Below are 12416 nucleotides of genomic sequence, written 5' to 3'. Positions count from 1 at the left end.
TGATGTTGCCTTATCCACCGCTATCGCGAGCAGGCTCACTCCTACAGGGGGATTTCGGTGGGTCAGAAGGATTTGCTGAGGCTGGCGACGACGGTGGCAGTGCAGACGTCTTTGAAACCCCAATTGCTCAGACATTGGGTTTGTGAAAGATCGGTATCGATGTAGCTCAACCCCAGCACCACCCCGGCCAGATTGTGGGTGAGTTTGACCTCCCATTCGCGGTACGACTCTTCAGCGCTGCCCGACGCCGAGTACAAGTGCGGATCCTTGAAATCCATATTGCCGTAACGCAGCTTCAGACCTGAATCAAACGGCAACTCGGTTTCATAACCGATGTAGCTGTACAGCGAACTCTGTTTGCTATCGATCCCCGGTGCATCGCTGGAGTAATACGCCGCCAGTTTCACCCCGTACACCCCGAGAATCCCGTAAACCTCGCTCTGGTTGAACTGGCTTTCCTTGGGGTAGGCGTACTTGATGTAACCCAGATCGAGACTGACATCCTCGGTCGGCTGCCACAGCCAACCGCCGTAGTAATCGACCTCCTGACGGGTTTTTAGCCCCCCGCCGAAATCGACATTCGAGCTCCACGCGCCGAGGTACAGGCCGCTGCTGTGAGCGAGGGTCAGACCGGCCTGCACCGCCGGGTCGTTTTGCGTTTGCGAGATGCCGCGAGTGCGGTAATCGCTGGCTAAATTCAGGTCCACCACCAGCGCAAAATCATCATTCAAAGGGATCGCTTGGCTGCTCAAGGGCAGCGCGCTCAACAAACTCAGGGCGAACAGGGGCAAGGCTTTCATGTGGAGTCCCGATGTTGTGATTATTTTTGGGCAGAAAGAGAACTGCGGGGGGATTCGATTTCGACCACCCTCACAGACCCTGTGGGAGCGAGCCTGCTCGCGAAAGCGGTGGTTCATTCAGCATTGATGGCGACTGATACGCCGCCTTCGCGAGCAGGCTCGCTCCCACAGGGGAACAGTGTTGTTATTTTGCGGCGGTGTAGACCTGACGACCGCCGAACCAGGTTTGCAAAACCTGGGTGTCATGCAGGGCCTTGTTGTCGACGCTGAACACGTCGCGGTCGAGGACGATAAAATCAGCCTGCTTGCCCGGCGTCAGCGAGCCAATCTGCTGCTCCAGGCCAATCGTCCGTGCCGCGTTGACGGTGTAGGCGTAGAACATCGTTTCGCGATCCAGACGTTCATCGGCATTGAGCACGCCCAACGGGCCGACGCGGGTGATCGCCTGCGCCATGGCGTTGAACGGATTCGGCGTCGACACCGGCCAGTCACTCGCGCCGGCAATCGTCGCGCCCTGTTTGAGCAGCGAATGCGCCGGGTACTGATAGCGAAAGGCGAGGGCGCTGACGTAGGGCTTGATCATGTCGGTGGTGTAGTCATCGGCACTGGCCCACAGCAGTTGCATTGAGGCGATGACATTGAGCGGTTTGAAGCGGGCGAACTCTTTCGGATTGACCATTTGCAGGTGAGTGATCGAGTGGGTCACGCCGCTCTGTCGATCCTTGCGCGCCTGAGCGATGCCGTTCAGCGATTCACGCACGGCGCGGTCGCCGATCGCATGGATATGCACCAGCCAGCCGCGCTGATCGATGGCGCTGACCAGTTCGCCGAAATGCTGCGGGTCGATTAGCAGTTCGCCCTGTTTGTGCGAGTTGCTGTACGGATCGATCATCGCCGCGCTCTGCGCCGGGAATTCAATCACGCCGTCGGCGAAGATCTTGATGCCGGGCAGCGTCAGGTTGGGGATGCCCTGAAATTGCTGGCGCACCTTGTCCAGCGTATCGAGGTCGGCGGGCACGCTTTTCGGGTTGGCCACCAGCAACGCGGCGACGTGCACGCTCATTGCGCCGCTTTGCGACAGCGCTTTATAGGCCGGCAGCACGCCGACGGTTTTCTCGGTCGGTTTGAGCGCGAACACTGCTTCGCCCGGTGCGGCGTTGGCGGCTGGGTCCATCCAGGCAGTGATGCCGAGGCTGTTGTTGTAGCGCACTGCGGATTTGGCGGCGTTCAACATGTCGGCGGGGCTCGGCACCGGCATTTTCGAGGCGACCCGATCCCATCCGGCGTCGACCACAAAACCGTTCGGCTCGCCACTGGCCAGTTTGCCGATGGTGTCTTTTTCCGCATCGGGCAGGGTTTTCAGCAGCGCCGCGTCAATCCCGGCACGCTTGAGCATGACGTTGTTGGCCCATGCCGTGTGGTGGTCGCTGCCGATAAACACCACCGGCACATTGGCCCATTCGCCGCTATTGAAGGTGTTGCCCAAGGCTTCGGCTTGCGCCCAATAAGCCGAACTCATGCCGGCAATGCTCAGCACGTCGCCATGTTTGGCCTTGCCGTCTTCACGCCAGTCGCGCAGGCGTTTTTGCAGTTCGTCGAGGTTGACGACTTCGTCCTCCATGTTCGCCGAGACCATTTCCAGACCGCCGAAAATCGCGTGGGAATGGCTGTCGATCAGGCCGGGCATCAGCGCTTTGCCCTTGAGGTCGATGACTTTTGTGCCGGGTTCGATCAAGGCTTTGATCTGCGCGTCGCTGCCGACTTTCAGCACTTTGCCGTTCTCTACGGCCAGTGCTTGCACCTTGGGTTGCGCGCGGTCGGCGGTGAAAATCTTGCCGTTGAGCAGCACCAGATCGGTGGCGGCCATGGCTTCCATCGAGGCAAAACTTACAGCGGCTGCCAACAGACTCGGGATGAATCTTTTCATTGAAGATTTCCTTGTTATTGCGTCTGATGGCGAGATTAGTGGCTGGTAGCGTCTGACAGAACGCCTGCCTCACGAAAAACGTTTTTGCCTAAATGGAAAAAGCATGGACAAGTTGGGTGCATTGAAAATGTTCGTGGTCACCGCGCAGCTCGGCAGTTTCAGCCGCGCCGCCGAGCAGTTGGGCAAGACCCCGTCGGCGCTGACCAAAGCGGTCAATCACCTGGAAGCGGAGCTGGGCGCACGGCTGTTCGAGCGCAGCACGCGGCGGATTTTGCTCACCGAAATCGGCCGGGTGTACCTGGAAACCGCGCGGCTGGTGTTGCAGCGGCTCGATGAGGCCAGCGAGGAAATCGAACAGTTGCAGCACGGTTTGCGCGGCAGCCTGAAAATCACCGCGCCGCTGGCGTATGGGCGGGCGTTTCTCGATCAGGTGTGTGACGGATTTTTGCAGCAATACCCGCAGATCAGTCTGCAAGTGGACCTGTGCGATGCCTTCGTCAATCTGCTGGAAAGTGGCTACGACCTGGCGTTGCGTGAGGGCCACGATGACTTGCCGGGGCTGATTGCGCGGGTGGTCGGCAGCAATCGTCTGGCCCTGTGTGGCAGCCCGGAGTATCTGGCGCGCAAGGGCTTGCCGGTCAATCCGCAGACCCTTGAACAGCATGAATGGCTGCTCTATCAGCATCCGTTGCTCAGCCGCGAATTCTGGTGGGCCGAGCGCGACGGGCAGCGCTTGAGCCTGGCGCAACCGGCGGCACCGCTGTTGCGCAGCGATAATTACGATTTGTTGCTGGCCAGTGCTTTGGCCGGGCGCGGTTTGCTGCACACGCCGCTGTGGAGCGCCGCGCCGTACATTGCCGACGGGCGATTGGTGCGGGTAATGGCGGATTACGAGATCGACCCGGACACCTTTGGCCCGCACATTCTCGCGGTGTACCCGAGTCATCGACGGGCGACGGCCAAGGTTGTCGCCTTCATCGATTACATCGCCGAATTCCTCGCCGAACGCGGCCTTGGCTAACACCCCCGCGCTGATCGTTCCCACGCTCCGGCGTGGGAATGCAGCCCGTGACGCTCCGCGTCACTGGACGCAGAGCGTCCCTAGAGGCATTCCCACGCAGAGCGTGGGAACGATCAACGTGGGGTGGGCCGACTGGCGGCGCTTGTCAGGAAAAAGCCAAAAGAGTACAAATGTACTCCATGACGAACCTCACTCCCCGCCGTACCGCCATCCTGACCTTCATCCGCGATCGCATCGCCGAACACGGTCAGCCCCCAAGCCTTGCTGAAATCAGCGAGGCTTTTGGTTTTGCCTCGCGCAGCGTGGCGCGCAAGCACGTGCTCGCGCTGACCGAAGCGGGGTTTATCGAGGTCAACCCCAATCAGGCCCGGGGCATTCGCCTGCTCGGGCAACCGCCGCGCCCGGAACTGCTCGACATTCCTGTGCTCGGCCGCGTCGCAGCCGGTGCGCCGATTGGTGCCGATGCCGACATCCATAGCCGCTTGCTGCTCGACCCGGCACTGTTCTCGCGCACACCCGATTACATGCTGCGGGTGCAGGGCGATTCGATGATCGAGGACGGCATTCTCGATGGCGATCTGGTCGGCGTGCGGCGCAATCCCGAGGCGCTCAACGGCCAGATCGTCGTGGCGCGGCTCGACGGTGAAGTCACCATCAAACGCTTCGAACGGCTCGGCGATGAAGTGCGGCTGTTGCCGCGCAACCCGGCGTACCAGCCGATTGTCGTGCGCGACGATCAGGACCTGGCCATCGAAGGGGTGTTCTGCGGTCTGGTGAGGCAAGGCTGATGGGCGCCGTCGTTGCGTTGGATACGCTGTTCAATGGCGGCCAGATCTGGAAGGGCCGGCCTGCGCCACCGGCTGCCAGCCCGCAGCCGACCGGGCATGCGGCGCTGGACGCGGCACTGCCCAGCGGTGGCTGGCCGGAAGCGGCGCTGAGCGAAATCCTCTTGGCCGGCCCCGGTGTCGGCGAACTGCAACTGGTCTGGCCAACGCTGGCGCGGTTGGCGGCGGCGGGTGAGCGCATTGTGCTGGTGGCGCCGCCGTTCGTGCCGTACCCGCAAGCGTGGGAAAACGCCGGGGTCGATCTGCGCCAGTTGTCGGTGATTCAGGCCTCTGAGCGCGATGCCTTGTGGGCGGCGGAACAGTGCCTGCGTTCGGGCAGTTGCGGCGCCGTACTGTGCTGGCCGCACAAGGCCGATGACCGTGCGTTGCGGCGTTTGCAGGTGGCGGCGGAAACCGGTCAGACCCTGGCATTTGCCTGGCGCCCGTTGAGCGAAGCGGTCAACCCGTCACCGGCGGCGTTGCGCATCGCCATCGACGCCAAACCTGCACAGTTGCGCGTCCTCAAGTGCCGTGGCGGACTCGCGCGTACGGCGCCGATTGCCTTTGCCGTGGGTCATTGAGGTCGCCATGCGCTGGGTCTGCATTCTATTCCCGCAATTGGCGCTGGACGCGGTGCTGCGTCAGCGTCCCGATCCCGATGAGCCGTTGGTGCTGCTCAGCGGCCCGGCCCAGCGCCGGGTGCTGCAAGCGGTCAATCCTGCCGCGCGCAAACTCGGTCTGCGCGCCGGCCAGTCGATGACTGCCGCCCAGGCCATGAGCAAGGGGTTTGCCACCGCTGATTACGAGGCCGCCGAGGTCGAGCACTGGCAGCAGTTTTTGGCCGCATGGGCCTACGGTTTCAGCGCGCAGGTCAGCGTGCATTACCCGCGCACCGTGGTGTTCGAGATCGAATCCAGCCTGGGCCTGTTCGGTTCCTGGGCGCAGTTCGAAGCGCGCCTGCGCAAGGAACTGACGGACTTGGGCTTTCGTCATCGCATCGTCGCCGCGCCGAATCCAGTGGCGGCGCGGGTGCTGGCCAATGCTTACGATGGATTGGTGGTGCCCGACGGCGAAGCCTTGCAGCATCACCTTGGCCAGTTGCCTGTCGACCGCGTCGGCCTGGAACCGAGTGTGGCTACAGCGTTGTCGCGTATGGGCCTGCGTAATCTCAGTCAGGTGCAGAGCTTGCCCCGTCAGGCACTGGCCCGACGTTTCGAAGCGCCGATGCTCAAGCACCTCGACACCCTGTTCGGCGCGCGCCCGTTGGCGCTGGCGTTTTACCTGCCGCCGGATCGTTTCGATGTGCGCATCGAGCTGAATTTCGACGTGCAATCGCATCAGGCGTTGCTGTTCCCGTTACGCCGTTTGACCGGCGATCTGTCGGCGTTCCTCTGCGGGCGTGACAGCGGCGTGCAGCGTTTCGATCTGCATCTGGAGCACGCCGGGTTGCCGGACAGCGTAATCAAGGTTGGCCTGCTCAGCGCCGAACGTGATCCGGCGATGCTGTTCGAACTGGCCCGTGGGCGGCTGGAGCAAGTGCAGGTCGAGGCGCCGGTGCGCGGCTTTCGTCTGCGCGCCGAGGACCTGCCGAGCTTCGTCCCGCAGTTTCAGGAGCTGTTCGATGACCGCCCGCAGCAAACCTTGCCGTGGCAGCAGTTGCGCGAACGCTTGCGTGCACGCTTGGGCGATGACGCGGTGCAGGGGCTGCGTTTTCAGGCCGATCATCGGCCCGAGTGCGCATGGCAGAACGGCGTCGACAAACAGCGCTGCACTGCGTTGCCGGGCGTGCACCGTCCGGGCTGGTTGCTCGATGAACCGCAGAGCGTGCCGCAAGGTTCGGCGCGGATTCTCATGGGCCCGGAACGCATCGAGTCGGGCTGGTGGGACGGCGACGATGTGCGCCGCGATTATTACCTGATCCAGAACCGCGCCGGCCAACAGGGTTGGGCTTATCGCGCGGTGGGTGAGGGCGGTCCGTTGTGGCTGCAGGGCTGGTTTGCATGAACGACGGTTATGCCGAACTGCACTGCCTGTCGAACTTCAGTTTCCAGCGCGGTGCCTCCAGTGCGCTGGAACTGTTCCAGCGGGCGAAAAAGCATGGCTATCAGGCGCTGGCGATCACCGATGAATGCACGCTGGCCGGGATTGTGCGGGCGTGGCAAGCGGCGAAATCGGTTGAGCTGCCGCTGATCATCGGCAGTGAAGTGCGCATCGAAAACGGCCCGAAACTGGTGCTGCTGGTGGAGAACCTCGCCGGTTATCAGGCCTTGTGCGGCTTGATCACCCGCGCCCGACGACGCACGCAGAAAGGCCAGTATCAGGTGCTGCGCGAAGATTTCAGCGAGCCGCAACCGGGGCTGCTGGTGTTGTGGGTGCCGGATTCGCTTGAGCAGGTGGAAGAGGGCCGTTGGCTGAAACAGATCTTCGGCGAGCGCCTGTGGCTGGCGGTGCAGTTGCATCGCGGCCAGGACGATCAGCAGCGCTTGGCAAGGTTGTTGAGTCTGGCCGCCGAGTTGCAGATTCCGGCCGTGGCCAGCGGCGATGTGCACATGCACGCCCGAGGCCGACGCGCCTTGCAGGACACCATGACCGCGATCCGCCATCACGTGCCGGTGGCCGAGGCCGGGTTGCGCCTGCACCCCAATGGCGAGCGACATTTGCGCAGTGTCGAGGTGTTGCGCGAGTTGTATCCGCAGGCATTGCTCGACGAATCGGTGAATCTGGCGCGGCGCTGTACTTTCGATCTGGGCGAATTGCGGTATCAATATCCCAAGGAACTGGTGCCCGAGGGATATAGCGCCAGTTCCTGGCTGCGCCATCTGACCGAAGAAGGCATTGCCTGGCGCTGGCCCAAAGGCCCGCAAGCCAAGGTTCTCAAGCAGATCGACGATGAACTGCAACTGATCGCCGAGCTCGGTTATGAAAGCTACTTTCTCACTGTGCACGACGTGGTGCGCTTCGCCCGCGAGCAGCAGATTCTCTGTCAGGGTCGTGGCTCGGCGGCCAACTCGGCGGTGTGTTTTGCCTTGGGCATTACCGAAATCGACCCGGACCGCACCACGTTGCTGTTCGAACGCTTCATGTCCAAGGAGCGCAACGAACCGCCGGATATCGACGTCGACTTCGAACACGAACGCCGCGAAGAAGTCCTGCAATACGTGTTTCGCCGTTACGGCCGTGGTCGCGCGGCGCTGACCGCGGTGGTCAGTACTTACCACGCCGCCGGCGCCGTACGCGACGTGGCCAAGGCCTTGGGCCTGCCGCCGGATCAAATCAACGCACTGGCCGATTGCTGCGGCCACTGGAGCGATGAAACACCGCCGCTGGAACGCTTGCTCGAGGGAGGCTTCGATCCCGAAAGCCCGGTGCTGCGCCGCGTACTGAGCCTGACCGGGCAACTGATCGGCTTCCCCCGACACCTGTCGCAACACCCCGGTGGTTTCGTGATTTCCGAACAGCCGCTGGACACGCTGGTACCGGTCGAGAACGCGGCCATGGCCGAGCGCACGATCATTCAATGGGACAAGGACGACCTCGACGCGGTCGGCCTGCTCAAGGTGGATATCCTTGCCCTCGGCATGCTCAGCGCGATCCGCCGTTGCTTCGACCTGCTGCGCCGACATCGGAATCTGGACTTGAGCCTGGCGACGATTCCGGCCGAGGACAAACCGACTTACGAGATGATCAGCCGCGCCGACACCATCGGCGTGTTTCAGATCGAGTCGCGGGCGCAGATGTCGATGTTGCCGCGCCTGAAACCGGCGAAGTTCTATGACCTGGTGATTGAGGTGGCCATCGTCCGCCCGGGGCCGATTCAGGGCGGGATGGTGCATCCGTATTTGCGGCGTCGAAATAAAGAAGAAAAGGAAACCTACCCGTCGCCGGAGCTGGAAGTGGTGCTCAAACGCACCCTCGGCGTACCGCTGTTTCAGGAACAGGTGATGCAGATCGCCATCGTCGCCGCCGATTACAGCCCAGGCGAGGCCGATCAACTGCGCCGCTCGATGGCCGCGTGGAAACGCCACGGTGGATTGGAGCCGCACAAGGAACGCCTCGCCGCCGGGATGAAGAAAAACGGCTACACACCGGAGTTCGCCGCGCAGATTTTCGAGCAGATCAAAGGCTTCGGCAGCTACGGCTTCCCCGAATCCCACGCTGCCAGTTTTGCCTTGCTGACCTATGCCAGTTGCTGGCTCAAGTGCCACGAACCGGCGGCGTTCGCCTGTGCGCTGATCAACAGTTGGCCGATGGGTTTCTACAGCCCCGATCAGATTCTGCAGGACGCGCGCCGGCATCAGTTGCAGATTCGCCCGGTGGACGTGCGTGCCAGTGACTGGGATTGCAGCCTGGAAACCACCACGGCGGCGCAACCGGCGATTCGCATGGGCTTGCGGATGATCAAGGGCTTTCGCGAGGAGGACGCCCGGCGCATCGAAGCGGCGCGCTCGCGTGGGGCGTTTGCCGATGTCGCCGATCTTGGTGAACGCGCCGCGCTGGACAGCCGGGCGCAGGCGCTGTTGGCGGACTCCGGAGCGCTGCGCGGTTTGGCCGGGCACCGACATCGGGCGCGTTGGGAGGTGGCCGGGGTGCAGAAGCAGCTCGGATTATTTGCCGGGTTGCCCAGCCAGGAAGAACCCGACGTGGTGCTGCCAAAACCCAGCGTCGGCGAGGACCTGCACGCCGATTACGCTACGGTGGGCACCACACTGGGGCCGCATCCACTGGCGCTGTTGCGCGGCGAGTTGAAGGTGCGCCGCTGCCGCAGTTCGCAGGAGTTGCTCGACGTTGAGCATGGCAGGCCGGTGAGCATTGCCGGGCTGGTCACCGGGCGCCAACGACCGGGGACTGCCAGCGGCGTGACGTTTGTGACGCTGGAAGATGAGTTCGGCAACGTCAACGTAGTGGTCTGGCGCGATCTGGCCGAGCGCCAACGGCAAGTGCTGGTCGGTTCGCAATTGCTCAGGGTCGATGGCCGCTGGGAGCGCGAAGGCGACGTGCGCCATCTGATCGCCGGCCGCTTGAGCGACCTCAGCCCATTGCTCAACGGCATCCGCGTGCAGAGCCGCGATTTCCATTAGCGCACCGACCCCTTGTCTGATCGTTCCCACGCTCTGCGTGGTAACGCCTCCCGTGACGCTCCGCGTCACAGCGGACGCGGAGCGTCCGTGGCTGCATTCCCACGCAGAGCGTGGGAACGATCAAGTCCGGAACAGCCAATTCACTGACGTCAAAAAAACCTGTCTTCAATGATGGCACTTTGTCATAATGCCGGCCCTTTTCAGCCCCTGTACCGCATTGCCGTGCCGGGACACCCCCGTTTTTCAAAAGGATTACCCAGTGAGAATGATCTCCCGGATGCTGGTTTCAGGCGTGGCAATTGCCGTGCTTGGCACCCTTGCCACCACACTCTCCGGTTGCGCCACGGAAAGCTCCCGCGCGCTGCCGGTGGCCAAGGTTGAAAGCGCTTCGCAGATCTGGACCGGCGTTCGCGTGCCAATGGCGGTGGGCAAGTTCGACAACCGCTCCAGCTACATGCGCGGGATCTTCTCCGACGGTGTCGACCGCCTCGGCGGCCAGGCCAAGACCATCCTGATCACTCACTTGCAGCAGACCAACCGCTTCAGCGTGCTGGATCGCGACAACATGGGCGAAATCCAGCAGGAAGCGGCCATCAAAGGCCAGGCCCAGCGCCTCAAAGGTGCTGATTACGTGGTCACCGGTGACGTCACCGAGTTCGGTCGCAAAGAGACTGGCGATCACCAATTGTTCGGCATTCTCGGCCGCGGCAAGACCCAGGTCGCTTACGCCAAGGTCAACCTGAACATCGTCAACATCAGCACCTCCGAAGTGGTTTATTCGACCCAGGGCGCTGGCGAATACGCCTTGTCCAACCGCGAAATCATCGGCTTCGGCGGCACCGCTGCCTACGATTCGACCCTCAACGGCAAAGTCCTCGATCTGGCCATGCGCGAGGCGATCAATCGTCTGGTCGATGGCATGAACGCCGGTGCCTGGAAACCGGGCAACTGATCGACGCCCATTGCAAGGAGCAATACCCATGAATCTGACTTTGTCGCGCTCGCTGATGGCGCTGACGCTGGCCGCCAGCGCCTTGCTGGCCGGTTGCAGCAGCCCGCAAACCCTGTACCAGTGGGAAGGTTACGAGCCCCAGGTCTACGAATACTTCAAAGGCGAAGAGCCGAAAGAGGCGCAGGCCGAAGCACTGGAACGTGATCTGCAAAAGATCCGCTCCACCGGCAAAGCCGTACCGCCGGGCTACCACGCGCACTTGGGCCTGCTGTACCTGAGCATGGGCAAGGACGATCAGATGGTGCAGCAGTTCAACACCGAGAAAACCCTGTTCCCCGAGTCCGGCACGTACATGGATTTTCTGCTTAAAAACGCCAAGGCCGGAGTCGTGCAATGATCTCGCGCACCTTGAAACTGCTGGCCGGTGCGCTGGCCCTGACGCTGCTTGGCGGCTGTGTCGCGCCGAAGACCGTGGACTACTCGGCGTACAAACAGGCGCGGCCCAAGACCATTCTGGTGTTGCCACCGCTGAACACCTCGCCGGACGTGAAGGCGTCGTACAGCCTGCTGTCGCAAGTGACGTTCCCGCTGGCCGAAGCCGGTTATTACGTGTTGCCGATCGCGCTGGTGGACGAAACCTTCCGCCAGAACGGCCTGACCACGCCGGATGACATTCATCAGGCACCGCCGCACAAGCTGCAGGAAATCTTCGGTGCGGATGCGGCGCTGTACATCACCGTGAGCGAATACGGCACGCGTTACATGGTGATCAGCAGCGAAACGGCAGTGACCGCGACAGCGAAACTGGTTGACCTGAAAAGCGGCACCACGCTGTGGACCGGAGCGGCGCGGGCGTCGAGCGAAGAGGGTGGCAACAACGGTGGTGGCGGTCTGATCGGCATGCTGATCACGGCGGCGGTGAAGCAGATCATCAACAGCTCCACTGATGCCGGTTATCCGATTGCCGGTGTGGCGAGCAATCGCCTGCTCTCGGCCGGGCATCCGGCGGGGCTGCTGTACGGCCCGCGTTCGCCGAAGTACGGCACGGACTGATAGATCAAAAGATCGCAGCCTTCGGCAGCTCCTACATTTGGAATGCATTCCCCTGTAGGAGCTGCCGAAGGCTGCGATCTTTTGCTGTTGGCGCTTATTTGGCGGCAGGCCAAAACCGCTCGCCACCCCCCGGTGCTTCCGTCCACGCTTGCAACGAGCGGGTCGGCAGATCGAAGTAATCACGGGTTCGCGCATAACCATGGCCGCCCATGCGCCCGATCGCATCCAGCCCCAACTGATCGATGTACAGCGTCTTCGGATCGATCAACTCATCGCGCACATGCGCCATCAACACCTCGCCAAAAATGATCTCCCGCGACTGGCTGATGTTCAGCGCCATCATCCGTCGGCACTCCAGCGCGACCGGCGCTTCGCCGATCCGTGGGCATTTCACCGTGGTACCGGCAATTGCCGTCAGCCCCGCAGCGGTCAACTCATCGAAACCCGGCGCGAACGGCACGGCGCAGACGTTCATTGCCTCCACCAATGCATCGCTGACGATGTTCACGGTGAATTCCTGGTTCAACTGGATATTGCGCGTGGTGTCTTTCGGGCTCTGATCGCCGTAGTTTTCCACGCCAAGCGCCAGAATCGGTGGGTCCGCCGACAGCGCATTGAAGAAGCTGAACGGCGCGGCATTGACCCGGCCCTCGCCATCGATGGTGGTGACCAGTGCAATGGGCCGGGGCACGACGCTGCCGATCAGGATCTTGTATTTTTCCCGTGGGCTGAGTTGGCTGAAATCAAAACTGTGCATGGCA

General features: G+C 62.3%; 11 protein-coding genes. 8 read left to right on the top strand and 3 right to left on the bottom strand.

Annotation, left to right across the window (positions count from 1 at the left end; translation table 11 throughout):
• Nucleotides 1–62 precede the first annotated feature (62 nt).
• Together CQ009_RS24030 and CQ009_RS24025 are read right to left on the bottom strand one after the other, a co-directional pair.
• The gene (locus CQ009_RS24030) at nt 63–800 is read right to left on the bottom strand and encodes a TorF family putative porin (RefSeq protein WP_105708914.1); all 738 of its coding nucleotides are present in this window, start codon (nt 798–800) and stop codon (nt 63–65) included.
• Nucleotides 801–984: 184 nt separating this feature from the next.
• Nucleotides 985–2727, bottom strand: a complete 1743-nt coding sequence (locus CQ009_RS24025; protein ID WP_105708913.1) for an amidohydrolase — start codon at nt 2725–2727, stop codon at nt 985–987.
• A 103-nt stretch (nt 2728–2830) separates the two neighbouring features.
• On the opposite strand from CQ009_RS24025, the gene CQ009_RS24020 reads away from it, so the two are divergent.
• From CQ009_RS24020 to CQ009_RS23980, 8 genes are all read left to right on the top strand, one after another.
• The gene (locus CQ009_RS24020; protein WP_105708912.1) at nt 2831–3748 is read left to right on the top strand and encodes a LysR family transcriptional regulator; all 918 of its coding nucleotides are present in this window, start codon (nt 2831–2833) and stop codon (nt 3746–3748) included.
• A 170-nt stretch (nt 3749–3918) separates the two neighbouring features.
• Nucleotides 3919–4536 carry a transcriptional repressor LexA gene (lexA, locus tag CQ009_RS24015; protein WP_105708911.1) on the top strand — a complete coding sequence of 206 codons (618 nt, stop codon included), beginning with the start codon at nt 3919–3921 and terminating at the stop codon, nt 4534–4536.
• Nucleotides 4536–5153: a translesion DNA synthesis-associated protein ImuA gene (gene imuA, locus CQ009_RS24010; protein ID WP_105708910.1), complete on the top strand. Its 618-nt coding sequence runs from the start codon at nt 4536–4538 to the stop codon at nt 5151–5153. The genes lexA and imuA overlap by 1 nt, the downstream gene beginning before the upstream one ends.
• Nucleotides 5154–5160: 7 nt before the next feature.
• Nucleotides 5161–6576, top strand: coding sequence for a DNA polymerase Y family protein (locus CQ009_RS24005; RefSeq protein WP_064387699.1), 1416 nt, complete (start codon nt 5161–5163; stop codon nt 6574–6576).
• On the top strand, nt 6573–9650 hold the full coding sequence (locus CQ009_RS24000) for an error-prone DNA polymerase (RefSeq protein WP_105708909.1): 3078 nt from the start codon (nt 6573–6575) through the stop codon (nt 9648–9650). Before CQ009_RS24005 ends, CQ009_RS24000 begins: the two co-directional genes overlap by 4 nt.
• A gap of 265 nt (nt 9651–9915) precedes the next feature.
• Nucleotides 9916–10602 (top strand): CsgG/HfaB family protein, encoded by a 687-nt coding sequence (locus CQ009_RS23990; protein WP_161806640.1) that lies wholly within the window; start codon nt 9916–9918, stop codon nt 10600–10602.
• Nucleotides 10603–10630: 28 nt separating this feature from the next.
• Nucleotides 10631–10999 (top strand): DUF4810 domain-containing protein, encoded by a 369-nt coding sequence (locus tag CQ009_RS23985; RefSeq protein WP_064387696.1) that lies wholly within the window; start codon nt 10631–10633, stop codon nt 10997–10999.
• Nucleotides 10996–11655, top strand: coding sequence for a DUF799 domain-containing protein (locus tag CQ009_RS23980; RefSeq protein WP_064387695.1), 660 nt, complete (start codon nt 10996–10998; stop codon nt 11653–11655). The genes CQ009_RS23985 and CQ009_RS23980 overlap by 4 nt, the downstream gene beginning before the upstream one ends.
• A 94-nt stretch (nt 11656–11749) precedes the next feature.
• On the opposite strand, the gene CQ009_RS23975 is transcribed toward CQ009_RS23980, so the two are convergent.
• A complete protein-coding gene (locus CQ009_RS23975) occupies nt 11750–12412 on the bottom strand; it encodes a flavin reductase family protein (RefSeq protein WP_105708907.1) in 663 nt (220 codons plus the stop codon).
• Nucleotides 12413–12416 lie beyond the last annotated feature (4 nt).

It is taken from the genome of Pseudomonas sp. MYb2 (assembly GCF_002979955.1).
Classification (GTDB): Bacteria; Pseudomonadota; Gammaproteobacteria; order Pseudomonadales; family Pseudomonadaceae; genus Aquipseudomonas.
This window is presented reverse-complemented; position numbering and strand designations above follow the sequence as displayed.